The organism is Planosporangium mesophilum (assembly GCF_016863255.1).
Classification (GTDB): Bacteria; Actinomycetota; Actinomycetes; order Mycobacteriales; family Micromonosporaceae; genus Planosporangium; species Planosporangium mesophilum.
The window spans coordinates 49,210-72,917 of sequence record NZ_BOON01000033.1; the positions used below are offsets into that span (position 1 = coordinate 49,210).

Annotated in this window: 19 protein-coding genes; 14 read left to right on the forward strand and 5 right to left on the reverse strand. The window is 71.1% G+C overall.

Going from position 1 to position 23,708, the window contains the following annotated elements:
• Positions 1 to 118: 118 nt before the first annotated feature.
• The gene (locus Pme01_RS18000; RefSeq protein WP_168116901.1) at positions 119 to 1,582 is read right to left on the reverse strand and encodes an SLC13 family permease; all 1,464 of its coding nucleotides are present in this window, start codon (positions 1,580 to 1,582) and stop codon (positions 119 to 121) included.
• A gap of 252 nt (positions 1,583 to 1,834) precedes the next feature.
• Here Pme01_RS18000 and Pme01_RS18005 point away from each other — a divergent pair, with 252 nt between their 5' ends.
• The 3 genes from Pme01_RS18005 (at position 1,835) to Pme01_RS18015 (ending at position 6,892) form a co-directional block, all read left to right on the forward strand.
• Positions 1,835 to 3,010: a pyridoxal-phosphate-dependent aminotransferase family protein gene (locus Pme01_RS18005; protein ID WP_168116900.1), complete on the forward strand. Its 1,176-nt coding sequence runs from the start codon at positions 1,835 to 1,837 to the stop codon at positions 3,008 to 3,010.
• Between the two features lie 65 nt (positions 3,011 to 3,075).
• Positions 3,076 to 5,964 (forward strand): FAD-binding and (Fe-S)-binding domain-containing protein, encoded by a 2,889-nt coding sequence (locus Pme01_RS18010; RefSeq protein ID WP_203935719.1) that lies wholly within the window; start codon positions 3,076 to 3,078, stop codon positions 5,962 to 5,964.
• 100 nt (positions 5,965 to 6,064) lie between these two features.
• A complete protein-coding gene (locus Pme01_RS18015; RefSeq protein WP_275408541.1) occupies positions 6,065 to 6,892 on the forward strand; it encodes an IclR family transcriptional regulator in 828 nt (275 codons plus the stop codon).
• On the opposite strand, the gene Pme01_RS18020 is transcribed toward Pme01_RS18015, so the two are convergent.
• Positions 6,863 to 7,417 (reverse strand): gamma carbonic anhydrase family protein, encoded by a 555-nt coding sequence (locus tag Pme01_RS18020; protein ID WP_168116899.1) that lies wholly within the window; start codon positions 7,415 to 7,417, stop codon positions 6,863 to 6,865. The genes Pme01_RS18015 and Pme01_RS18020 overlap by 30 nt on opposite strands.
• Before the next feature lie 30 nt (positions 7,418 to 7,447).
• On the opposite strand from Pme01_RS18020, the gene Pme01_RS18025 reads away from it, so the two are divergent.
• From Pme01_RS18025 to Pme01_RS18075, 11 genes are all read left to right on the forward strand, one after another.
• Positions 7,448 to 8,656 carry a CaiB/BaiF CoA transferase family protein gene (locus Pme01_RS18025; RefSeq protein ID WP_168116898.1) on the forward strand — a complete coding sequence of 403 codons (1,209 nt, stop codon included), beginning with the start codon at positions 7,448 to 7,450 and terminating at the stop codon, positions 8,654 to 8,656.
• Positions 8,653 to 9,429 (forward strand): enoyl-CoA hydratase/isomerase family protein, encoded by a 777-nt coding sequence (locus tag Pme01_RS18030; RefSeq protein ID WP_168116897.1) that lies wholly within the window; start codon positions 8,653 to 8,655, stop codon positions 9,427 to 9,429. Before Pme01_RS18025 ends, Pme01_RS18030 begins: the two co-directional genes overlap by 4 nt.
• Before the next feature lie 4 nt (positions 9,430 to 9,433).
• A complete protein-coding gene (locus tag Pme01_RS18035; RefSeq protein WP_168116896.1) occupies positions 9,434 to 10,210 on the forward strand; it encodes a class I SAM-dependent methyltransferase in 777 nt (258 codons plus the stop codon).
• 1,023 nt (positions 10,211 to 11,233) lie between these two features.
• Positions 11,234 to 13,456 carry a hypothetical protein gene (locus Pme01_RS18040; RefSeq protein ID WP_168116895.1) on the forward strand — a complete coding sequence of 741 codons (2,223 nt, stop codon included), beginning with the start codon at positions 11,234 to 11,236 and terminating at the stop codon, positions 13,454 to 13,456.
• 6 nt (positions 13,457 to 13,462) lie between these two features.
• Positions 13,463 to 14,956 carry a GT4 family glycosyltransferase PelF gene (gene pelF, locus Pme01_RS18045; protein WP_168116894.1) on the forward strand — a complete coding sequence of 498 codons (1,494 nt, stop codon included), beginning with the start codon at positions 13,463 to 13,465 and terminating at the stop codon, positions 14,954 to 14,956.
• Positions 14,953 to 16,398 (forward strand): hypothetical protein, encoded by a 1,446-nt coding sequence (locus Pme01_RS18050; RefSeq protein ID WP_168116893.1) that lies wholly within the window; start codon positions 14,953 to 14,955, stop codon positions 16,396 to 16,398. Before pelF ends, Pme01_RS18050 begins: the two co-directional genes overlap by 4 nt.
• A gap of 8 nt (positions 16,399 to 16,406) precedes the next feature.
• Positions 16,407 to 17,402 carry a GDP-mannose 4,6-dehydratase gene (locus tag Pme01_RS18055; protein ID WP_168116892.1) on the forward strand — a complete coding sequence of 332 codons (996 nt, stop codon included), beginning with the start codon at positions 16,407 to 16,409 and terminating at the stop codon, positions 17,400 to 17,402.
• 14 nt (positions 17,403 to 17,416) lie between these two features.
• The gene (locus Pme01_RS18060; RefSeq protein ID WP_168116891.1) at positions 17,417 to 18,130 is read left to right on the forward strand and encodes a nucleotidyltransferase family protein; all 714 of its coding nucleotides are present in this window, start codon (positions 17,417 to 17,419) and stop codon (positions 18,128 to 18,130) included.
• A gap of 13 nt (positions 18,131 to 18,143) precedes the next feature.
• A complete protein-coding gene (locus tag Pme01_RS18065; protein WP_168116890.1) occupies positions 18,144 to 19,037 on the forward strand; it encodes an NAD-dependent epimerase/dehydratase family protein in 894 nt (297 codons plus the stop codon).
• On the forward strand, positions 19,034 to 19,708 hold the full coding sequence (locus tag Pme01_RS18070; protein WP_168116889.1) for a spherulation-specific family 4 protein: 675 nt from the start codon (positions 19,034 to 19,036) through the stop codon (positions 19,706 to 19,708). The genes Pme01_RS18065 and Pme01_RS18070 overlap by 4 nt, the downstream gene beginning before the upstream one ends.
• Complete coding sequence (locus tag Pme01_RS18075; RefSeq protein ID WP_168116888.1) at positions 19,705 to 20,505, forward strand: endo alpha-1,4 polygalactosaminidase; 801 nt, start codon at positions 19,705 to 19,707, stop codon at positions 20,503 to 20,505. Before Pme01_RS18070 ends, Pme01_RS18075 begins: the two co-directional genes overlap by 4 nt.
• Before the next feature lie 47 nt (positions 20,506 to 20,552).
• Here Pme01_RS18075 and Pme01_RS18080 read toward each other — a convergent pair whose 3' ends face one another.
• The 3 genes from Pme01_RS18080 to Pme01_RS18090 all read right to left on the reverse strand — a co-directional run bounded on the left by Pme01_RS18080 (position 20,553) and on the right by Pme01_RS18090 (position 23,705).
• The gene (locus tag Pme01_RS18080; RefSeq protein WP_168116887.1) at positions 20,553 to 21,083 is read right to left on the reverse strand and encodes a YbhB/YbcL family Raf kinase inhibitor-like protein; all 531 of its coding nucleotides are present in this window, start codon (positions 21,081 to 21,083) and stop codon (positions 20,553 to 20,555) included.
• 77 nt (positions 21,084 to 21,160) lie between these two features.
• On the reverse strand, positions 21,161 to 22,801 hold the full coding sequence (locus tag Pme01_RS18085; RefSeq protein WP_168116886.1) for a glycoside hydrolase family 13 protein: 1,641 nt from the start codon (positions 22,799 to 22,801) through the stop codon (positions 21,161 to 21,163).
• Between the two features lie 13 nt (positions 22,802 to 22,814).
• The gene (locus tag Pme01_RS18090; RefSeq protein WP_168116885.1) at positions 22,815 to 23,705 is read right to left on the reverse strand and encodes a carbohydrate ABC transporter permease; all 891 of its coding nucleotides are present in this window, start codon (positions 23,703 to 23,705) and stop codon (positions 22,815 to 22,817) included.
• Positions 23,706 to 23,708: the final 3 nt, after the last annotated feature.

A 23,708-nucleotide genomic window follows, 5' to 3' on the forward strand; every position in this document is an offset into this window, starting at 1 on the left:
AGCATTCCCGGGACAGCGTCGGAGTCGATGAGAGCCACGTCACGACGGGGCGTGACGTGGCGCCGTCGGCGGCTGCGGGCAGCAGGGGGACGGTCCCGTCCCCCTGCTACCGACGGAGCTACAGCCAGCCCGGCACCACGAAGATGAGCCAGGTGGCGATGGGGACGAGCACCACCATGCTGAAGCCCCACCGCATCAGTCCCTTGTAGACGTAGTCCCGCCGCTCCTCCGGCGCGTTCGCGACGGTGAGCGCGCCACTGGTCGAGAAGGGGCTGGAGTCGACGATCGACGACGAGAGCGCCAGGGCGGTGATCAGGCCGACCGCGCCGACGGCGTTGTTGCCGGTGAGGAATGGTACGGCCAACGGGATGAGCGCGCCGAGGATGCCGGTCGTCGAGGCGAACGCCGACACCGCTCCCCCGATGAAGCAGATGACGATCGCGGCCAGCAGCGGGGCGCCGACTCCTGCGACCTCCTTGCCGAGCCAGTCGATCGTGCCGATGCTCTGCATGACGCCGACGTACATGACGATGCCGCAGACCAGCAGCACGGTGGGCCAGGCGACGTGGTTGACCGCGTTCTTGGCCGACTCGGGCGAGAGCAGGGTGAGGACCGCGGCCACGGTCACCGCGACCAGGCCGACGTTGAGGTCGAAGAAGAGGGCGGCGACGGCCAGCCCGAGCAGGCCGACCAGGGTCAGGCCGCGGTCGCGGTCCAGCGCGAGCGGGGCCTGAACGGCGGTACCCGTCGACGGCCCGGCGGCCGGCGCCAGGACGGCCGCGCCGGTCGAGCCGGAGCCGGCCGAGCCGCCACCCGCGCCGGAGGCCGCCGAAGGCGTGCCCAGGCTGACGCCGGAGTCCGAGGCCGCCTCCGTCGCGGGGTCGCTGGCCGGCTCCGTACCGGCGTCGTCCCTGGTGGAGGCGGTCGCAGCGGTGTCGGTGTCGGTGTCGGTGACGCGGCGGCGGAGCAGGTCGCGGCCGCCCCACATCAGGAAGGCCACGATGCTGATCGCGAGGTTGAACAGGAACGAGGCCAGGAAGAGCAGGGTGGGGTTGCCGGGAAGCCCGGCCTTCTCCACGACGCCGTTGGTGATGCCGCCGAAGATGCTGATCGGCGAGAAGCCACCGGCGCTGGCACCATTGATGATCAACAGACCCATCATCAGGGGATTGATCTTGTACCGGACCGCGAAGCCCATCCCGATCGGGGCGATGATCGCGACCGAGGCCGGGACCACGGCGCCGATGGCCGTGAGGCAGGCCGTGACCAGGAACATCACCCAGGGGATCAGACCGATGCGGCCCTGTACCGCACGGATGGCGACCCGCACGAGCCAGTCGACCGTGCCGTTGGCCTTCGCGATGGCGAACAGGTACGTGACGCCGACGAGGATGACGAACAGATCGCCGGGGAAGCCGGCGAAGACGGCGTCAGTCCGGTCACCGAGATCTTTTCCCTCGAGTACCGAGACGCCGAGGATGAAGGCGGCGACGATCGCGAGCGCACCGAGGTTGATCGGTCGCACCGTCGCTATCAGGAAGATGAGGGCGAGGACGAGTATCGAGATGAGTTCTACCGACATCGAAGCCTCCCGTAGCGGGGGTCCGGGGGGAGCGGGACGGAGGCACTGACGCGCAGCTGTTCCACGATGTGAAACCGAAATTTCGTTCTGGGGAGTATGTGCTACGTCACATCGACGAGTCAAGATCTATCGATGGGTACGATCACCGTTCACCTGCGGGGCGGACACGAGCCTCACCCGTTGCTACGGTCTCCGTAATGCGGTAGAAAGCTTCCGCATAGCGGAGTTCATGAGCCGAGAGGTGGCCGCTGCATGAGTGCGACCGGTCGTCACTTCCTCCAGATCCCGGGCCCCACCAACACGCCGGACCGGGTGCTGCGCGCCATGGCGGCACCGACCATCGACCACCGCGGCCCGCACTTCGCCGAGCTCGGCCTGGAGGTCCTCGACGCCCTCAAGCCGGTGTTCGGCACCACGCAGCCGGTCGTCACCTACCCGGCGTCGGGTACCGGCGCCTGGGAGGCCGCGCTGGTCAACACCCTGAGCCCCGGCGACCGGGTGGTGTGCTTCGAGACCGGCCACTTCGCGACGTTGTGGCAGGAGATGGCGCGCCGGCTCGGCCTCGAGGTCGACTTCGTACCCGGTGACTGGCGGCACGGCGTCGACCCGCAGCAGGTCGCCGACAAGCTCCGCGCCGACCCCGGCCACGCCGTCAAGGCCGTCCTCGTCGTGCACAACGAGACCTCGACCGGGGTGACCAGCCGGATCGCGGAGGTACGGGAGGCGATCGACTCGACCGGCCATCCGGCGCTGCTGCTCGTGGACACGATCTCGTCCCTGGGCTCCATCGAGTACCGGCACGACGCGTGGGGCGTCGACGTCACCGTGGCGGGGTCGCAGAAGGGGCTCATGCTCCCGCCCGGCCTGAGCTTCAACGCCGTCAGCGCGAAGGCGCTGGAGGCGTCGACGACGGCACGGCTGCCGAGGTCCTTCTGGGACTGGCAGCCGATCATCGAGGCGAACCGGCGCGGCTTCTTCCCGTACACCCCGGCCACCAACCTGCTGTACGGGCTGCGCGAGGCGCTGCGCATGCTCCACGAGGAAGGTCTGTCCAACGTGTACGCCCGCCACCAGCGGCACGCCGAGGCGACCCGGTTGGCGGTGCGCGGCTGGGGCCTGGAGGTGCTGTGCGTGGACGAGCGCGAGCACTCCGGATCGCTGACCGCCGTTGTCGTCCCGGACGGGTACGACGCGGACAAGATCCGTAGCCTCATCCTGGACCGGTACAACATGTCGCTCGGCGCCGGCCTGGGCAGGCTCGCCGGCCGGATCTTCCGGATCGGCCACCTGGGTGACTTCAACGACCTGATGCTCGCCGGCACGCTGGCCGGGGTGCAGATGGGCCTGGTGGCGGCCGGCGTACCGATCGACCCGACGGGCATCAACGCCGCCCTGGAGTACCTGCAACGCCCGCCGTCCCTCCCCTGATCACGGAGATTCTTCCGGGTCACGGCACGGAAAACTTCGTGATCATGAATCGGTAGGAGGCGGCAGTGACCACCAGCGAGAATGAGGCGCTCGCCCACGACCTCGGGCGCGCGCTCGACGGCGAGGTCGCGTTCGACCCGTACACGCGCCATCTGTTCTCCCGCGACGCGAGCATGTACGCGATCGAGCCCCTCGGCGTGGTGTTCCCACGGCACGCGGACGACGTCGCCGCGGCCGTCGCGCTGGCCGGCACGTACGGCGTACCGGTGCTCCCGCGCGGCGGTGGCACCAGCCTGGCCGGCCAGACCGTCGGAGGAGGCCTGGTCCTCGACCTGTCGCGGCACCTGCACCGCATCGTGGAGCTCGACCCGCAGGCGCGGGTGGCGCGGGTGCAGCCCGGCGTCGTCCAGGACCAGCTCAACCGGGCGGCCGCGCCGCACGGTCTGATGTTCGGGCCGGACACCTCGACCAGCAACCGTGCCACCATCGGCGGAATGCTCGGCAACAACTCCGCCGGCAGCGGGTCGGTCCGGTACGGGATGACGATCGACCACATCCGGGAACTCGACGTCGTCCTCTCCGACGCCTCGACCGCCCGTTTCGCGCCGCTGGACGCGGACGAGCGCAGCCGCCGGGCCGGCGCGCAGACCCTCGAGGGGCGCCTCTACCGGGAGCTGCCGCGACTGCTGGAGACCTCCGCGTCGGCGATCGCCGACGGCTACCCCCCGTACTGGCGGCGGGCCTGCGGGTACCGGCTCGACCGGCTCGCCGGCGATCCCGGCTTCAACCTGGCGCCGTTCGTCGTCGGGTCCGAGGGAACCCTGGTGATCGCGACCGAGGCGCTCGTGGACCTCGTACCCAAGCCGCGCCGCACGGTGATCGCGGTCGGACACTTCACCTCGACCCTCGCCGCCATCGAGGCGACCGAGGACGCCCTGGCCTGCGACCCGGCGGCCGTCGAGATGATGGACCGGACGATCCTCGACCTGTCCCGCCAGAAGATCGAGTACGCCGACCTCGGGCGGATCCTCGAAGGCGACCCGGAAGCCCTGCTCTTCGTCTCGTTCAGCGGGGACGACGAGCGCGAACTGATCGGCCGGCTCGACCGCCTGGTCGGCCTGTGGAGCCGGCACGGGCACGGGTACCACACCCTGCGCGCCGAGACGCCGCAGCAGCAGGCCGCCCTGCTCAAGGTACGCAAGTCCAGCCTCGGCCTGCTCATGGCGGCCAGTACCGGCACCCTGCGCCCGCTGGCCTTCGTCGAGGACACCGCGGTCGATCCGATGCACCTCGCCGACTACACGAAGCGGTTCAAGGAGGTCCTGGACCGCCACCAACTCAACGCCGGCTTCTACGGGCACTGCTCGGTCGGCTGCCTGCACATCCGGCCGTTCGTGGACGTGAGCCGGCCGGAGCAGGTCCACGCGATGCGCGGCGTGGCCGAGGAGATCAAGGACCTGGTCCGGGAGTACGGCGGGGTCAACTCCAGCGAGCACGGCGACGGCCTGGCGCGCAGCGAGTTCAACCGGGAGATCTTCGGCGACGAGCTGTACGAGGCGATGCGGACCGTCAAGCGGATCTTCGACCCGGACAACCGCATGAACCCGGGCAAGATAGTCGACGCGCCGCCGATGACCGACAACCTTCGCGACGCCGCGCTCCCCCCGGCTCCGGCGATCCGGACCCGGCTGAGCTTCGAGGTCGTCGGCGGCGCGCGCGGGGCGGCCGACCGGTGCATGAACATCGGGCTGTGCCGCAAGAGCGGGACCGGCGCCATGTGCCCGTCGTACATGGCCACCCGGCAGGAGGAGCACGCCACCCGGGGACGGGCCAATGCGCTGGTCAAGGCGCTGTCCGAGCCCGACCCCGCGGCGGCGCTGGGCGACGAGCGGCTGCACGGGATCCTCGACCTGTGCCTGATGTGCAAGGCCTGCAAGAGCGAGTGCCCGCTCGGGGTCGACATGGCGTCGCTCAAGGCCGAGGCGCTCGCGCACCACCACGACGCCCACGGCGTACCGCTGCGCTCGCGCGTGTTCGGCGCCATCCGCGCGCTCAACCGCCTCGGCTCGGCGACCGCTCCGCTGTCCAACCTGCCCGGCCGTATCCGGCCGCTGCGCCGGCTGATGGACCGCGGGGGCGGCATCGCGTCGGGCCGCCCACTGCCCACCTTCCACCGGCAGAACCTGGTCCGCTGGTTCCGCGGCCGGAGCGCGCCGACCGGGCGGGGTGAGGTGACGTTCCTCGCCGACTCCTTCACCACCTTCACCGAGCCGCAGATCGGCCGGGCCGCGGTGGAGCTGCTGGAGGCCGCCGGCTGGCGGGTACGGCTGGAGAGCGGGGGCTGCTGCGGTCGGGCCAGCTTCTCCAAGGGCCTGCTCGACGACGCGAAACACAAGGCGGGGGCGCTGGCGGCCAGGCTGGCGCGCGCCACGGAGCCCGGGTCCCCGATCGTCGGCTGCGAGCCGTCGTGCATCCTCACCCTGCGCGACGAACACCGCCAACTGCTGCCCGACGACGCGTGCGTGGCCGACGTCTCCGGCCGGGTACGCCAGGTCGAGGAACTCCTGCTCGAAGCGCTGGACGCCGGCCGGCTGCGGCTGGGCGGGTCGCCGCTGTCCGGGCGACGGATCGTCTACCACGGGCACTGCCACCAGAAGGCGGAGGTCGGTACGGCCGCGACGGTGGCGTTGCTGCGCCGCATCCCCGGCGTCGAGGTCGTCGAGCTCGACGCCGGCTGCTGCGGCATGGCGGGCTCGTTCGGGTTCGAGTCCGAGCACTACGAGCTGTCGATGGCGGTCGGCAACGACCGGCTCTTCCCGGCCGTACGGGCGGAGCCGGCCGACACCGTCGTGGCCGCCACGGGCGTGTCCTGCCGCCAGCAGATCCGGCACGGTACGGAGCGGGTCGCCTGGCATCCGCTCGAACTCGTCCGCCAGGCGTTGGCGACGAGCTGAGCGTCGCTTTTGACGGCTGCGGCTAGACTTCTGCGATGCGGAAAAAGCGTCACGGAATGGTGGCGCTCCCCCGGCCCGGCCGGGGTACGAGGAGGACTGAGTGAGCGAGTCGAACACGGGCCTGGCTGCCGCCGGGGCACAGCCGCACGCCCGGGCGTCCGGCGGCGTCCAGTCCCTGGAACGAGCCTTCGACCTGCTCGAAGTGATGGCGGACGCCGGCGGCGTGATCGGGTTGTCCAGGCTCGCCCAGGAGTCGGGGCTCGCCCTGCCGACGATCCACCGGCTGGTCCGTACCCTGGTCGACCTCGGCTACGTCCGGCAGGAGCCGTCCCGGCAGTACTCGCTGGGTCCCCGGCTGATCCGGCTCGGGGAGAGCGCGAGCCGCCTGCTCGGCACCTGGTCCCGGCCGTACCTCGCGGCGTTGGTCGACGCGCTCGGGGAGAGCGCGAACCTCGCGATGCTCGACGGCGACCGGGTGGTGTACGTGGCCCAGGTCCAGTCCAAGCAGTCGATGCGGATGTTCACCGAGGTCGGGCGGCGCGTGTACCCGCACTGCACCGCCGTCGGCAAGGCCATGCTCGCCCACCTTCCGCCGAGCGACGTCCAGGCGCTGCTCGGGCGCAGCGGGATGCCGGCGCATACCGAGCACACGATCACCGAGCCGGCCCGGTTCGCCGAGGAGATCGACCGGGTACGGGCTCAGGGGTACGCCGTCGACGACGGCGAGCAGGAGATCGGCGTGCGCTGCGTGGCCGTGTCCCTGCTCGGCACCTCGAACCGTCTCGCCGTCTCCGTCTCCGGGCCGGCGCCGCGCATGACCCCGGAGGTGGTCGAGCGGGCCGTGCCGCTGCTGCGTCAGGCCGCCGAGAACCTCGCCGACGTGCTCAACGTCAACCGCTCATCGGACGCGGACCGCGTCGCCGGCTGACGCGTCGGTGGTGAGCCCGGCGTGGGTTCGGGCCCGGTCGGCGTAGCCGTCGGCGTTGCGTACGAGGTCCGCCCGCTCCTGCTCGGACAGCTCACGCCGTACCCGCGCGGGCACCCCCGCGACCAGGGAACCCGGCGGGACCTCCGTCCCCTCGAGGACGACCGCGCCGGCCGCGACCAGCGAGCCGGAGCCGATCCGGGCCCCGTTGAGCACCACGGCACCCATGCCGATCAAGACGTCGTCGCCGATGGTGCAGCCGTGCAGCACGGCGCGGTGCCCGACGGAGACGCCGGAGCCGACCGTGGTCGGGAAGTCCGGATCGGCGTGCACGACGCAACCGTCCTGGATGTTGCTGCCGGTACCGATGCTGATCTCTTCGGTGTCCGCGCGCAGCACGCTGCCGTACCAGACGCTCGCCCGGGCAGCCAGCCGTACCGATCCGATGACCGTGGCGCCCGGCGCCACCCAGGCGGTGGCGTCGATCTCCGGCTGCCGGTCTCCGTACGCCAGAACGAGCGGTTGCATGGTCACGAACTATATCGATAACTTCGCACGGTGACCGAACGCACAGCGCCGCTCACCGGGGTGACCGTGCTGGAGATCGGGGCCTTCATGGCGGCCCCGTTCGCCACCATGCAACTGGCCGACCTGGGCGCGGACGTCATCAAGGTGGAGCACTCGATCGGCGGGGACCCGGTACGCCAGACCGGCCCGTTCCTCGGGACGGAGAGTTCGCCGTTCGTCCGCATCAACCGGAACAAGCGCTCGGTCGCCCTGGACCTCAAGTCGCCCGACGCGCGCCGTGCGTTCCTCCGCCTCGTCGAGCGGGCCGACGTCCTCGTCGAGAACCTCCGGCCCGGCGCCATGGGCCGGCTCGGCCTCGGCCACGAGGCGCTGCGGGAGCTCAACCCGCGCCTGGTGTACGCCTCCGCCTCGGGATGGGGCCAGGACGGACCGCTGGCGAGCCTGCCGGGGTTGGACATCATGGCGCAGGCGCGCAGCGGCCTGATGAGCATCACCGGCCACCCCGACAGCCCACCGGCGAAGGTGGGCGTACCCATCTGCGACCTGGTCTGCGGGCTCTACCTGGCGCTCGCCGTCACCGCGGCGCTGCGGGAACGCGACCGCTCCGGCGCGGGGCAGTACATCGACGTCTCCCTGTTCGAGGCCGGGGTGTCCTTCGCCGTCTGGGAGGCGGGAAAGTACTTCGCGACCGGTGAGGTGGGCGGCCCGCTGGGCTCCGCTCACCAGAGCCAGGCCCCGTACCAGGCGGTGCGTAGCAGCGACGGGTACGTGACGATCGGGGCCATCACGCCGCGCAACTGGCAGGCGTTCTGCGGGGCTCTCGGGCTGACCGAGCTGCTGACCGATCCGCGCTACCCGGACTCGTTCTCCCGGCTGCAGAACCGGGCGGAGCTGATCGAGACGATCGAGACCGTGACGAGCGGGAGAAGTACCGCGGAGATCGTCGAACGGCTCAACGAGGCGGGCGTGCCGTGCGCCCCGATCGCGGACTACGGCGAGGTGTTCACCGACGCCCACCTTGCGGTCCGCGACTTCTTCTGGGACGCCGCGCACCCGACCGTGGGGCCGGTGCGCCAGCTCGGCTCGCCGATGCGGCTGTCGGAGACGCCCGTGCGGCGCACCGCCGCGGGGCCGGTACTCGGTGCCCACACCCGGGAGGTGCTGCTCGCCGCCGGCTGCAGCGAACCCGAGATCGATCACCTGATCGCCTCCGGCGCCGCCACGGCGGACGGGAAATGACCGTGCCCGACATCCTCGTGGAGCACGACGGTCCGGTCCTCACCGTGACCTTCAACCGGCCGGCGCAGCGCAACGCGATGACCTGGGCGATGTACGACGGCCTGTACTCCGCGTGCGAACGCGCGGACGCCGACGACGAGGTGCGGGTGCTCGTCCTGCGCGGCGCCGGCGAGGACGCCTTCGTCGCGGGTACCGACATCACGCAGTTCGCCGACTTCACCAGCGGCGCCGACGGGGTCGCGTACGAGGAGCGGATCTCCCGCGTCCTGAACCGGCTCGAGGACGTCGACGTACCGACGGTCGCCGCGATCCGCGGGTACTGCGTCGGCGGGGGCCTGGCCATCGCCGCCGTCTGCGACCTGCGACTGGCGACCCCCGACGCGCGGTTCGGGATCCCGGTCGCCCGGACGTTGGGCAACTGCCTGTCGATGCCCACGTACGCGCTGCTGGTCCACCACCTCGGTCCCGCCCGTGCGCTGGACCTGCTGCTCAACGCGAGGCTCTACTCCGGCCAGGAGGCGCACGGCGCGGGATTCGTGGCCGAGTGCACCGAGGACCTCGACGAGGCTCTCCGGCAGACCGTCGACCGTCTGCTCGGGCATGCCCCGCTGACCATGTGGGCGACGAAGGAGGCGATCCGGCGGCTGCGCCGCAGCACCGCCGCGGCCGTCGACGGCGACGACATCGTCGCGCGGGTGTACGGCAGCGAGGACTTCCGGGCCGCCGTCCGCGCCTTCAACGCCAAGCAGCCCAGAACCTGGACCGGACGGTGATGTGATGACCGACCCCGTACACCGGGAGCTGATCCTGCGCGAGTTCGCGCGGCAGGCCGGCACCTTCGAGGACGCGCGTCTCAACGCCGCCCTCACCGTTCATCTCCAGCGCCTGGTCGACTTCGCGCAGCCCGACCCCGGCGACGTCTGCCTGGATGTGGCCTGCGGCACGGGGTTGGTCGCCCGCGCGCTCGCCGTACGAACCCGGCACGTGACAGCGCTCGACGTCACCCCGGAGATGCTGGAGACGGGCAAGGCACGGGCGGGCGCCGACGGCCTGTCCAATGTGGTCTTCCAACGGGGCGACGCGACGCGGCTGCCCTTCCTCGACGGCTCGTTCCCGCTCGTGATCTCCAGGTTCTCGCTGCACCAGGTTGCCGAGCCGGAGAAGGTCGCCGCCGAGATGGTACGGGTGTGCAGGAGCGGCGGCCGGGTCGTGATCGCCGACCTGGTCGTTCCGCCGGGGCTACCCGGCGATCCCGACCGGGTGGAGCGGCTGCGCGACCCGTCCCATGGCGCGATGCTCACCGTCGAGGCCATCGGGCTGCTGCTCACCTCGAACGGGGCCACCGTACGGGAGTCCGACGTCTTCGACGTCGAGCGCCCCCTGGGCGCCTGGCTAGAACAGGCCCGTACCCCTGGCGACGTCGGCCGCCGGATCTCCGACGAACTGCGGCAGGAGCTCGACGGCGGCGCGTCGACCGGGATGCGTCCGCTGATTGTGGACGGTGACCTCTGGTTCACCCAGACGTGGGCGCACCTCTTGGCGACCGCGTACTGATCGCGTCCCTACCTGGACCGAAGGCGTGGCATGCCGCGTGAGCCGCCTGAGATCGTCCCGACCGCCCTCCGTGCTGACGGCGTTGTGATGGGTGGGGAGGACGTGCGCTTCCGCGCGCTTTGCTCTGCTCCCGTACGGGCAACACCGGTAGCGGGACGACAGGTGCTGCCTATCCGGGAGCAGAGCAAAGGGTCGCGCAGCCCTTGCCTGGCGCTCCTACGGTGGACCGGTGGCGGGGTCGTCCTGACACGGGAGACCGGACCGTTTGCCACAAGCGCAACGACGGATCGTTCGATCAGCCCGTTCCTTCTCCACCACACGGCGAACGGCATCGACCGAAGGCACCAATGCGTGCCCGAGTCCGACATCACCCGGCCGTTGCGGACGGCGCCGGCCCACCCGGGCCCGACCGCGATTCCAGCGGCCACGAAGTAGCCGTTGCGCCTGGTTGCGGATGTCTTTTCGAACACATGATCGCATGGAGATGGCCGGCCCACGGGTGGCGATGTGCGGCAGGCACCTCATCGCCTAACAACCACATCGTCTCGTGTCAATTAAGACTTGGCACCAATGTTCCCACTGTCGTCTATGCGTCCGACGACGGTGCAGGAACTGTGCGTTCTGCGATGCTGACTCCGCGTCACTGACGCGGGGTGGGCCACTCGCCACATTTCACCAAAACCCTCCCGCGGGAACAGCCCGCAACACGGCACATACCAAGCAGCCAGCAGGCACAGCCGAGGGGGAAGGGTGGATTCGTGGTGCGCTCTCGCATGCGACGACACTCCTGCGGATCCGCCATGACGACCAAACTCCGATGAACCGTTTCATCCTTTCGGCCGTGGTGGTGTGCCTTTGCCGGAACAGGGCGCACTCATTGGGGAAACAGAGCTCTTGGCTCTTTGACGTCATCGCCGTAGATGCGCTGATTGCGCTTTGACAATTCCCGACCGCTCTTACTGGAGCACTTCAACCGGAAGGTATTTCGCACCGAAGGGGAATAACGTGAGATTGACCCAAGGAATGCGATTATCCCTGATCGCCGTACTGGTCTGCGTTGTCAGCGTCACGGCGCTGCCGGGGTCGAGCCAGGCGGCGGCCGCCACACCGCGAATCGACCTGAACGTCCTGGTGGTCACCGACGGGACCCCGTGGGTGCAGGCCATCAGCCAGCAACTGGCGTCGGAGGGGGTCCCGACGACGGTCGTCGACCTCTCCAGCCCGTCGCGACCGGTGATAACCGGCGCGTTCCTGTCCGACACGTTGGCCGGCGGCACGCCGCGCGCCAAGTTCCAGGGCGTGGTACTGCCGAGCGACGCGCCGCCCGGGCTCTCCGCGGCCGAGCAGGCAGCGATCGTCGCCTTTGAACAGTCCTTCGACGTCCGACAGGTGGACGCCTACGTCTACCCGGGCGCGAGCGTCGGCCTGAACCCGCCGTTCTACGCCGGGTCGTTCGACGGCAGTACCACCACCGCGACCGCGTCGGCCCGCTCCGACGCCTTCCGGTACCTCAACGGTCCGGTGACGTTCGAGGGCAGCCCGGGCGGCAACGGCTCGTACGGCTACCTCGCCACGCCGTTGCCCGACAACCCGACCACCGGCACGCACTTCGAGCCGTACCTGACCGGCTCCGCACCCGGCGCAACCGGCACCGGCACGCTGGCCGGCGTGTACACCGGCGGCGGCCGCCAGCAACTGGTGCTCACCTTCGCGTACAACTACTACCAGCAGCAGTACCGCTCCCTCGCACACGGGATCGTGGACTGGGTGACCAAGGGCGTGCACCTGGGTTACTGGCGCAACTACTTCACGACCCACATCGACGACATCTTCAGCAGCGACTCCCGCTGGAGCGACGTCGGCAAGTGCACCCCGGGCGAGGGCGACTGCGCCGCGGCCGTACCTGCGACGACGCCGATCCGGATGGTGCCGGCCGACGTGACCAACGCGGCGTCCTGGCAGGTGCAGCACAACTACACGCTGGACTTGCTGTACAACGGCGACGGCAGCGTCCAGGCCGGCGGCAGCGCCGACCCGCTCACCGGCTCTCTCCTGGCCAACAAGGCCCTGTTCCGGTGGCTCAACCACACGTACTCACACCCGTTCCTGGGCTGCGTGCAGGACTTCACGGTGATCCCGTGGCGTTGCCGCACCGACGCGTCCGGCAACACCGTCTGGACCGACCGGGCGACGGTCGACAACGAGATCGCCGCCAACATCCAGTTCGCCAGGTCCAACGGCCTGCCGATCCGGGCGAACGAGTTGGTCTCCGGTGAGCACTCCGGCACCAGGATCCTGCCGCAGCAGACCGCGGACAATCCCAACTTCGTCAACGCCGTAACCCAGAACGGCATCGGCTGGCTCGGGCTGGACGCGTCGCGCGAACCGGCGCAGCGCCAGATCGGTTCGGCGCTGGGCGTACCCCGCCATCCGATCAACGTGTTCTTCAACGTGGCGACGGCGAGGGAGGAGGTCTCCGAGTACAACTGGATCTACACCTCGAAGGCCGACGGCGGCAGCGGCATCTGCGAGGCCAACCCGACCACCACCACCTGCATCGCGCCGCTCGACCCGGCCACGGGATGGTCGCAGTACATCCTGCCGCTGCAGGTCCAGATCACCCTCGGGTACGTGCTCTCGAACGACCCGCGCCCGTTCTACATGCACCAGTCCAACCTGACCGAGGACCGGCTGGCCCTGCAGGCCATCGGCGGCATCCTGGCGGCCTACCGCCGTACGTTCGCCACCAACACCCCGGTCGTGAGCCAGACCATGACCGACGCCGGGACGGCGCTGCGACGGCAGGCCGTGTGGGCACAGACGCTGAGCGCCCGCACGGTCAGCGGCTACGTCCAGGGCAACACCATGACCCTGACCGGACCGGCCGGTACCAACGTCCCGGTCACGGCGCCCGCCGGTACCACGGACGGCTGGGCCCGCACGTTCGGCAGCGCGTACGCCGGTGAGCAGTCGGGGTACGTGACGCTCGGGTCGTCGGCCACCACCCTGAAGTTGCCGGCCCGGAGGGCTTCGGAACCGCTGCTGTCGCTCAGGATCACGATCCCGCTGACGGTACGGTCCGCCGGTTCGCCGGTGACCGCCACCGTCAACGGCGCCGCGGTGACGATCACGAGCCCGGCCGGCAGGGCGACGCTGCCCCGACTGGCCGCCACCGGGCCCTCCCCCGTCCAACCCCCGCCACGGGCGCTCCGCCAGCCACAGCATCGCACGACCGCGGGCGGCTGACCGGCGATGGATGTGGCGTTGATGACCGAGGGCACGTACCCGCACGGCTTCGGCGGGGTGAGCGTGTGGTGCGACCAGCTCATCCGTGGCCTGTCCGACCACGAGTTCCACCTGGTCGCCCTGGCCGCCACCGGCAGCGAGCCGGTGGCCTGGGAGTTGCCGGACAACGTCAGGTCCGTGGTCACGGTACCGCTGTGGAGTTCCCGGCCGGTCCGGCGCAAGCCGGGCCGGCCGGCGGCCCGGCTGTTCGTACCCCTCCTGGAGGAGCTGCTGGAGGTCCTGCTGGTCCCGTCCAGGCAGGCACCGCAGCGCTTCGGCGTGGTGCTGCGCGAACTGTTCGAGTACGCCCGGCGCGAGGACCTCCGGGCCGCCTTCCGCGCCGAAGACGCGGTGCGCGTGCTCACCGACGCGTGGCGCACCACCTGGCCGGCCGCCGTCAAGAACCCGCCGTCCCTGTACGACGCGCTGACCGCGCTCCAGTTGCTGGAGTGCTCGCTGAGCCCGCTGTCCGCAGAACCGGTGCGCGTCGACCTCTCCCACTGCGTGGCCAACGGGCTCGCGGTCCTGCCGGCGCTCGCCGCGAAGTGGGAGCACGGCACGCCCCTGCTCCTCACCGAACACGGCATCTACCTGCGTGAGCGCTACCTCGGTTTCCGGGACGGGCCGTACCGCTGGCCGGTCAAGGCGCTCCACCTGTCGTTCCTGCGCAGCCTGTGCTCGCTCGCGTACCGGGAGGCGGACATGATCGCCCCCGGCAACGTCTACAACAGACGGTGGGAGGAGCGGCTCGGCGCCGACCCGACGATTATCCGCACCGTCTACAACGGAGTCGACCCGGCGGAGTTCCCGGCGGTGGAATCCGAGCCCGGCGTGCCCACGGTGAGCTGGGCCGGCAGGGTCGACCCGATCAAGGACCTGGAGACCCTGATCCGGGCGTTCGCCCTGATCCACTCCGAGATCCCGCGGTCCCTGCTGCGGATCTTCGGCGGCGCGACGAAGGGCCGGGAGGACTACCTGGACCACTGCAGGCAACTCGCCGGCGACCTCGGAATCGGTGCGGCGGTGTCCTTCGAGGGCCGGGTCGCCGAGATCCGCGACGCCTACGCCGCGGGGCACGTGGTCGTGCTGTGCAGCATCTCCGAGGGCTTTCCGTACACCGTGATCGAGGCGATGACGAGCGGGCGGGTCTGCGTGGCCACCGACGTCGGCGGGGTGGCGGAGGCGGTCGCGGAGACCGGGGTGGTCGTGCCGCCCCGCGACCCGCGGGCGATCGCGGACGCCGTCGTGGAGCTGTTGCGTGACGACGACCGGCGCCGGCGGCTCGGCACGGAGGCCAGGGCGCGCGCGCTGCAGTACTTCACGGTGGACCGGGCGATCGGCATCTTCGACGAGATCTACTGCTCGCTCGGCGCGGGCCGGCCGCTGCTGGCCACCTACCCCGACGAGCGGGACAGCGGCCCCGAAACACTGGAGATGGCGCTGGGGGTGCGCGCTCGATGAGCGCCGGGGCCGTGTACCTGTCGGTCAACGGCAGGCCGTTCACCGATACGCCCCCGCGGCCGTCGGCGACGCCGCTTCAACCCGACGGCATGGACGAGCTGCGCCGCCGGATGACACCGGTGTGCGAGTCGGCGGTCGACGCGCTGGAGATCGCGGCCGCGCTGGAGGCCGAGGGGCTCAGCGACCAGGCGGTGCGTACCCGCTACGGGTACCCGGACGTGTTCGCCCTCGCCGAGCACCTCTACGGCTGGGTGCCACGCCGGCCCGCCGAACCCCCGGCACTGCCGGAACGGTGGCGGACCAGGCCGGCTGAGCACGTCGTGCACGGCCTGCTGTACGCGACGCCCGCGGTGTGCTTTCCGGTGGCGGCGCCGCTGCTGACGGGTACCGCCACCCTCGTCGGCTTCCTGGTCTCGACGCTGGTGTCGTGGGCGTCGAGCCAGGCGCTGGCCCACCTCGGCTACGCCCGGGCGGGACGACTCGATCCGGCCGGCTCGCTGTGGATCCTGCGGGCCGGGACGGCCGTCGCGCTGGGCGTGCTGTGGGTGGCGCTGGCCACCAGCGCGGCGCTGGTACCGGCACCGACCGCCGGGATGGTCTTCGCGGCCGGTCAGGGCACGTACCTGCTCGCCGCGACCGTACTGCTGGTGTGCGGCAGGAACCGCTGGCTGCTGCTCTGCCTGGCGCCCGGCGTGCTGGGCAGCACGGGGTTCCTGCTGCTGGGCCGACCGGCCTGGCTCACGCAGCCGGTGTGGTGGGCGCTGGGCGCGTCCCTGGCCGCGACGCTGGTCTGCGCCGTGGTCTGCACCGCCCGCCCCGGCCCGGGCGGCCGGTCGCCGGCCCGGCACGAACTGCGCGACGCGGTCCCACCCGCGCTGTTCGGCCTGGCCGCCGCCGGGCTGCTCACCTTCGAAGTCGTGGCGTCGCAGCTGACGGGGCGGCTTTCGTACCTGGCACCGCTGCTGGCGGCGCCGCTGTCGGTGAGCATGGGCGCCGCCGAGTGGAATCTCTACTGGTACCGGCGGCGGACCGACCGGCTGCTGTGCACCACCCGCGACCCGGAGGAGTTCGCCGCCGGTGCCCGACGGGCGCTGCTCGCCGCGACGACCCGGTACCTGGCCGCGGCCGCGCTGCTGATCGCCGCCATGGCCGGGTTCGCCGCGATCACCGACCGGCCGACCCGGCACTGGATGACGCTGGTGTCATGCGCCGCCTTCCTCGCGCTCGGCGGTGCGCTGTTCGTCGCGCTGCTGCTACAGGCCTTCGGTACCAGCCTGGTCACCCCGCTGGCCGCTGCTGCGGCGCTCGGAATCGAGGTCGCCCTGGCCGCCGTGGTGGACGTGGACCCGGTGGCCGCCCAACTCGTGGCGTGTGCCGCGCTGACCGCGGGGCTGCTCGGGTACGCCGGGCGCGTCCTTTCCAGAGTCACCCAGCACGGATAGGAGACGTGATGACTGATCTGGTAGCGGTGACCGGGGCCGACGGGTTCATCGGCTCACACCTGGTCGAGGCGCTCGTGCGCCGCGGACACCGGGTACGGGCGATGGCGCTGTACAACTCGTTCGGCTCGTGGGGATGGCTGGACTCGTTGCCGTCCGACGTGCTCGACCGGGTCGAGGTCATCCTCGGCGACGTGCGCGACCCGACGTCGGCCCGCGAGCTCGTCGACGGCGCCACGGTCGTGTACCACCTGGCCGCGCTCATCGCGATCCCGTACTCGTACCGGGCGCCGCGATCCTATGTAGACGCGAATGTGATCGGTACCCTCAACGTCCTCGACGCCGTACGTGCCTGCGAGACACCGCGACTGGTGCACACCTCCACCAGCGAGACCTACGGCACGGCGCGGACCGTGCCGATCGCCGAGACGCACCCGCTGCAGGCCCAGTCGCCCTACGCCGCGTCGAAGCTGGCCGCCGACAAGCTCGTCGAGTCGTACCACCTCAGCTTCGGGGTACCCGCCGTCACCTTGCGGCCGTTCAACACCTTCGGCCCGCGGCAGTCCGCCCGGGCGGTCATCCCGACGATCGCCAGCCAGGTGGCGGCGGGCCGGCGTGAGATCAAGCTCGGCGCGCTCGACCCGACCCGCGACTTCCTCTACGTCGCCGATACGGCCGAGGCGTTCGTGGCCGTCGGAACCGCGCCGGCGTCCGCGGTGGTCGGCGGCCTGTTCAACGCGGGTACCGGCGCCGAGGTGTCGATCGGCCGACTCGCCGCGGACATCGTCCGCCTGATGGGCTCCGACGCCGAGATCGTCGAGGACGCGCAACGGCTGCGACCCAAGGACTCCGAGGTCATGCGACTGGTCGCCGATGCGTCCCTGCTTCGCGAGCGTACCGGCTGGCAGCCGACCCACACCCGGGACGAGGGCCTGCGCACGACCATCGAATGGTTCTCGGACCCGGCCAACCTCGCCCACTACAAGCCCCACGAGTACAACCGGTGAACCTGGGAGGTGCAATGCACGCGATCATCCTGGCCGGCGGGAAAGGAGTCCGGCTCCGCCCGTACACCACGCGATTACCGAAGCCGCTCGTACCGATCGGCGACGAGTTCTCGATCCTCGACATCATCCTGACCCAACTCTCCCAGCGCGGGTTCGAGCAGGTGACCCTGGCGATCGGGTACCTCGGCCACCTGATCCGGTCCTATGTGGGCGACGGCAGCCGCTGGGGTCTGGAGATCGACTACGCCAACGAGGAGCACCCCCTCGGCACCATGGGCCCGGTGCTGCAGATCCTCGACCGGCTGCCGGAGGACTTCCTGGTCATGAACGGCGACGTGCTGACCGACCTCGACTACGCCGAACTGCTGGACGGGCACCGCGCGGCCGGCACGCCGTTGACCGTGGCCACCTACGCCCGCCAGGTGAAAATCGACTTCGGCGTACTCACCACGAGAGAGCGCCGCGTGGTGAAGTTCGCCGAGAAGCCGACCATCGACTACCGGGTCAGCATGGGCGTGTACGGGCTCTCCAAGCGCGCGCTGACCGGGTACGAGCCCGGCACACCGCTCGGCTTCGACGAGCTCGTCCTCGACCTGCTCGCCCGCGAGGAACCGCCCGGCGAGTACGCGTTCGACGGGTACTGGCTCGACATCGGCCGCCCCGACGACTACGACCGCGCCAACGCCGAGTTCGACGAGATCAAGCCGCTGCTGCTCAAGGGTGCCTAGGGAGGGGATGCCGGTGCGCGTACTCGTGATCGGTGGGCATGGCTTCCTCGGTGGACACATCCGCCGCCGGCTGGCGGCCGACGGCTGGGACGTCGTCGCCGCCGGCCGGACGCCCCGACCCGGGTGCGTCCGGCTCGACCTCTCGGTGGACCGCGTGACCCAGGTCGCGAAGAGGCTGGTCGAGGTGGCCCCCGACGCGGTAGTCAACTGCGCCGGGGCGATCGCCGGCGACCCGGCAGCCCTGGCCGCCGCGAACGTCACCGGCCCGGCCACCCTGCTCGAAGGGCTGGTACTGGCCGGGGCGGGGCCGCGGCTGGTCCACCTGGGCTCGGCGGCCGAGTACGGCGAGGTCGAGACCGGCATCCCCGTCCGCGAGCAGGCTCCCACCCGGCCGGTCAGCGCCTACGGGGCGACCAAGCTGGCCGGTACCCGCCTCGTCCGGCTGGCCCGCGCCACCGGGCTGGACGCCGTGGTACTGCGGGTGTTCAACACGGTCGGGCCGGGCTCGCCCGCGACGAGCCTGCCCGGGCGGATCGCGGGCGAGCTGGCCCGGGCCCTGGCCGAGGACGGCGCGGTCCGGCTCGGCCCGCTGGACGTGGTACGCGACTTCGTCGACCCCCGCGACGTCGCCGACGCGGTACACGCCGCGCTCACCGTGGGCGCCCTCGATCACCCGGTCCTCAACGTCGGCAGCGGTACCGCGGTGCCCACCCGCGCCCTCGTCGACGAGCTGCTGGCGATCACCGGCTTCACCGGGGCCGTGCGCTGCGACGCCGCTGGCTCACCGCGGTCGGGGGCCGTACCGTGGCAGCAGGCCGACATCGCCGCCACCCGCACGGCGCTGGGCTGGCGGCCGCGCCGGGATCTCACCACCTCGCTGGGAGACCTGTGGAAGACCCTCTCATGAACCCCGACCGCCCGCTGCTCGTCGTACCCGCGTACTTCCACCCCGCGGTACGACCCGCCGACTGGGAACGGCTGGCCGCCCTGGCTCCCCAGGTGCGACTGGTCGTGCTCAACGTCGCCAGTGGCGCCGGCGAGCGCCCCGACCCGGCTTTTCTTCCCGCCCTCGCCGGTCTCCGGGACGCCGGGGTCACGGTCGCGGGCTACGTCGACACCGACTACGGTCGCCGCCCGCTCGGCGCGGCCCTGCGCGACCTCGAGCGCTACCAGGACTGGTACGGCGTCGGCGGGGTGTTCTTCGACCGCGTCTGCACCGGGGCCGAGCACGTGGACCGGTACCGCGCGTTCGCCGGCTCGGCGCGGCGGCACGGTGCGGGCGTGGTGGCGTTCAACCACGGCGCGCAGCCGGTGGAGGCGTACGCCGAGCACGCGGACCTGCTCGGTACGTTCGAGGGCCCGTGGGGCACGTACCTCGACGCCGCCGTTCCGCACTGGGTACGGGCGACCACCTCGGCCAAGTTCTTCCACCTCGTACACTCCGTGCCGCACACGCACCTGGGCGACGCGCTGGTCCTCGCCCGCAAGCGCAACGCCGGCGGCGCCTACGCCACCAACCGGTCCGGCGAGAGCCGGTGGGACCGCCTGCCCGGTGACCCGGCGGAAACGGATCGATGAGACGCCTGGCGCTCCTGGCCGTCTGCGCGGCGCTGCTCGCCGCCTGTACCACCGGGGGCCGCGCCCCGTCGCCGGGCGGGTCCGCCGCACCGGCCGCCCGTTGGTGGGTACCGGAGCCCGGCACACCCTGGCAGTGGCAGCTCACCACGCCCGTGGACACCAGCGTCGACGCGCCGGTGTACGACATCGACGGCGTCGAGAACGGCCCCGACGTCGTACGGGCGCTGCACGCCAAGGGCCGCAAGGTGATCTGCTACGTCAACGCCGGCGCCGCCGAGAACTTCCGCCCGGACCACGGGGCGTTCCCGCCGGGCGTCCTCGGCGCGTCCAACGGCTGGGACGGTGAGCGCTGGCTGGACATCCGCCGGCTCGACCTGCTGCGCCCGCTCATGGCCGCACGGTTCGACACCTGCCGGAAGTCGGGCTTCGACGCCGTCGAGGCCGACCTGGTCGACGGCTACACCGGCGACACCGGCTTTCCGCTGTCGGCCGCCGACCAACTGGCCTACAACCGGATGCTCGCCGACCTGGCCCACCAGCGTGGCCTGTCGATCGGGCTGAAGAACGACCTCGACCAGATTCCCCAGCTGGTCGGCGTGTTCGACTTCGCCGTCAACGAGGAGTGCGCCCGGTACGGCGAGTGCGACAGGCTCACCCCGTTCATCCGCGCCGGCAAGGCCGTCTTCCACGTCGAGTACGACCTGGACACCGCCGGGTTCTGTGCCGAGACCACGGCGCTGCGGTTCAGTTCGATGCGCAAGAACCTCACGCTGGACGCCCCGCGTTGGAGCTGCTGAGGCCCCGGCCGCCCGACGTCAGCCGGCCGGGGCCTCAGGTCGCCGCGTCAGACCTTGTACGTCGGGGTGATGATCGCCCGGGCCAGCGTGTGGAACGCGAGGTTGAAGCTGGCGTAGGCGGCCGACGCGTCGGGGGTCAGCTCCAGGGCGTCCACGTCCACCGCGTGCACCACGAAGTAGTACCGGTGCGGGCGGTCACCCTCCGGCGGGTACGGGCCGCCGTAGCCGACCTCGCCGTAGTCGTTACGCAGCGAGAACGCGTCGCCGGTCGGCTCCTGCGAACCCGCGCCCTGGGCCAGCTCGGTGACCGAGACCGGCAGGTTGACCAGCAGCCAGTGCCAGAAACCGGACGGCGTGGGCGCGTCGGGGTCGAAGCAGGTCACCGTGAAGCTGCGGGTCCCCTCCGGGAAGCCGGACCACGACAGCTGCGGCGAGATGTTCTGGCCACCCAGGCCGGGGTGCGCGAACATCTGGTCCATCGGCTGGCCGTCGGTCACGTCCGAGCTGGTCACGGTGAACGAGCCGACGGCGGGCAGGAGTTCGTACGGGTCGGGTGCGATGGGTCGATCCAGGCTCATGAGGCTCTCCCAAGGGTTGATTTCGGTACCACATTTACCCCACGGGATCTTGCCGCACTCCCCCGGCCCTGCTCCGGTCACCTGCGCAGCCAGACCGCGGTGTCGCTGGGCAACAGGTCGCCCTCGAGCCGCCCACTGGCCAACAGCACGCCCCGGTGTTCCGGGAGCCGCGTCGGCCCGCCGGACAGGTTCACCACGCAGGCGACGTCGTCGCCGCGGGTGAACGCCAACACGTCGCGGTCCGTGTCGAGCCAGCGCAGCTCCGCGTCGCCGGGGCCGGAGAGCTGCCGGCGCAGCCGCAGCGCGGCCCGGTACAGCTCCAGCATCGAACCGGGGGCGCCGTCCTGGACCTCGGCGGTGAGGTCGCGCCAGGCGGCCGGCTGCGGTAGCCAGGGCTCGCCGGCGGCGCCGTCGGGACTGAACCCGAACGGCGGCCCCTGCCCCGACCACGGCAACGGCACCCGACACCCGTCGCGGCCCGGGTCGGCGCCCTTGGTGCGGCGGAAGATGGGGTCCTGACGCAGCCCGTCGGGGATGTCCTCGACCTCCTCCAGGCCCAGCTCCTCACCCTGGTAGAGGTAGACCGACCCGGGCAGCGCGAGGCTGAGCAGGGCGGCGGCCCGGGCCCGACGGGTACCGAGGGCGAGGTCGCTCGGGCTGCCGTGGCGCATCCCCCGCGCGGCATGGGAGAACGCGGTGTCGGCGCGGCCGTACCGGGTGACCGTACGGGTCACGTCGTGGTTGGCCAGTACCCAGGTCGCCGGAGCGTTGACGGGCGCATGGGTGACCAGCGTCGCGTCGATGCACCGCCGGAGCGCCACGGCGTCCCAGGCGCAGCCGAGGAAGTCGAAGTTGAACGCGGTGTGCAGCTCGTCGGGGCTGAGGTAGCGGGCGAACCGGGCCGGGTCGGGCAGCCAGACCTCACCGATCAGGGCGCGCCGTTGCGGGTAGCTGTCGGCCACCGCGCGCCAGGCCCGGTAGATGTCGTGTACCTCGTCGCGGTCCTCGTACGGGTGCGGCGACGGCGGTGCCGCGGGGTCGAAGTCGGCCAGCGTCGGGTCCTTGGCGACGACAGGGGCCGAGTCGATGCGCACCCCGTCCACGCCGCGCTCGAACCAGAACCGCAGGATGTCCTCGAACTCCTCGCGTACCTTCGGGTTGCGCCAGTTGAGGTCCGGCTGCTCGGGCGCGAACAGGTGCAGGTACCACTGGCCATCCGGCAGGCGGGTCCACGCCGGGCCGCCGAAGATGGATTGCCAGTTGTTGGGCGGCAGTTCCCCGTCCGGGCCGCGCCCGTCGCGGAACCAGAACAGCTCCCGGGCGGCCGAGCCGGGGCCGGCCGCGACCGCTTCGAGGAACCAGGGGTGCCGGTCCGAGCAGTGGTTGGGCACGATGTCCACGATGGTCCGGATCTCCAGCGCGTGTGCCCGGGCGATCAGTTCCTCGGCCTCTGCGAGGGTGCCGAACGCCGGGTCGATGTCGCGGTGGTCGGCGACGTCGTAGCCGGCGTCGGCCATCGGCGAGGGGTACCAGGGACTGAACCAGATCGCGTCCACCCCCAGCGCGCTCAGGTACGGCAGGCGGGCGGCGATCCCGGCCAGGTCACCGACGCCGTCGCCGTTGCCGTCGGCGAAGCTTCGTGGGTACACCTGGTAGATCACCGCGGTGCGCCACCACTCGTGAGTCACTGACACTCGGTTCCCTGCTTCCTCGTTCATAGGTGTGTCCGGTTCAGCTCTTCAGGCCACCGGCGGTGAGACCGGCCATGATGTTCCGCTGGAAGATCAGGAACAGGATGATCGTCGGGATCGAGGCGATCGTGAGCCCTGCGATGATCTCGTTCTGCGCCACGTTCAACGCCAGCGAGTTGATACCGATGTTGACGGGCTGCCTGGTCGGGTCCGGCTCGACCAGGAACGGCCAGAGGAAGTCCTTCCACACGCTCACGACCGCGAAGATGGACACCACGCCCAGGATCGGCCGGGACATCGGCAGCACGATCAGCCTCAGCGTCTGTACGGGCGTGGCGCCGTCGACGGCCGCGGCGGCGAGCAGGTCGGCAGGGATCGAGTCGAAGAACCGTTTGAGCAGAAAAATGTTGAAGGCGTTGGCGACCGTCGGCAACCAGATGGCCCACGGCGTGTTGATCAGCCCGATGTGGACGATCGGCAGGTCGACGACGGTCAGGTACTGCGGCACGATCAGCACCGCCGCCGGGATCATCAGCGTGGCCAGCATCAGGCCGAGGATCACCGTGCCGAACACCGGGCGCAGCCTGGACAGCGAGTACGCCGCCGCCACGTCGAACACCAACTGGAAGGCCAGCGCCCCGAACGCGTAGTACACGCTGTTGAGCAGCAGCCGGCCCATGTTCAGGTGTTGCCAGGCGGCGAGGTACGTGCCGGGGTCCGGGCGCCGCGGGAACAGCGTCGGCGGGTTCTGGATGACCTCCTGCGTCGACTTGAGGCCGCCGGTCACCATCCAGTAGAGCGGGCCGAGGAAGACCAGCGTGAAAACGACGATCACGACGGCGAAGACCGCCCAGTACGCCACCCGCCCCAGCGGGCGGTTCAACTGGGCCGGCGAGATGAGGGTACGGGTCGTGGAATCGAACGCGGACATCGC

Coding starts and splice junctions, on each gene's coding strand:
- Pme01_RS18000 (WP_168116901.1), bottom strand. CDS start 1,582: ATGTCGGTAGAACTCATCTCGATACTCGTCCTCGCCCTCATCTTCCTG.
- Pme01_RS18005 (WP_168116900.1), top strand. CDS start 1,835: ATGAGTGCGACCGGTCGTCACTTCCTCCAGATCCCGGGCCCCACCAAC.
- Pme01_RS18020 (WP_168116899.1), bottom strand. CDS start 7,417: ATGCAACCGCTCGTTCTGGCGTACGGAGACCGGCAGCCGGAGATCGAC.
- Pme01_RS18030 (WP_168116897.1), top strand. CDS start 8,653: ATGACCGTGCCCGACATCCTCGTGGAGCACGACGGTCCGGTCCTCACC.
- Pme01_RS18035 (WP_168116896.1), top strand. CDS start 9,434: ATGACCGACCCCGTACACCGGGAGCTGATCCTGCGCGAGTTCGCGCGG.
- Pme01_RS18040 (WP_168116895.1), top strand. CDS start 11,234: ATGCGATTATCCCTGATCGCCGTACTGGTCTGCGTTGTCAGCGTCACG.
- pelF (WP_168116894.1), top strand. CDS start 13,463: ATGGATGTGGCGTTGATGACCGAGGGCACGTACCCGCACGGCTTCGGC.
- Pme01_RS18050 (WP_168116893.1), top strand. CDS start 14,953: ATGAGCGCCGGGGCCGTGTACCTGTCGGTCAACGGCAGGCCGTTCACC.
- Pme01_RS18055 (WP_168116892.1), top strand. CDS start 16,407: ATGACTGATCTGGTAGCGGTGACCGGGGCCGACGGGTTCATCGGCTCA.
- Pme01_RS18060 (WP_168116891.1), top strand. CDS start 17,417: ATGCACGCGATCATCCTGGCCGGCGGGAAAGGAGTCCGGCTCCGCCCG.
- Pme01_RS18070 (WP_168116889.1), top strand. CDS start 19,034: ATGAACCCCGACCGCCCGCTGCTCGTCGTACCCGCGTACTTCCACCCC.
- Pme01_RS18075 (WP_168116888.1), top strand. CDS start 19,705: ATGAGACGCCTGGCGCTCCTGGCCGTCTGCGCGGCGCTGCTCGCCGCC.
- Pme01_RS18080 (WP_168116887.1), bottom strand. CDS start 21,083: ATGAGCCTGGATCGACCCATCGCACCCGACCCGTACGAACTCCTGCCC.
- Pme01_RS18085 (WP_168116886.1), bottom strand. CDS start 22,801: ATGAACGAGGAAGCAGGGAACCGAGTGTCAGTGACTCACGAGTGGTGG.
- Pme01_RS18090 (WP_168116885.1), bottom strand. CDS start 23,705: ATGTCCGCGTTCGATTCCACGACCCGTACCCTCATCTCGCCGGCCCAG.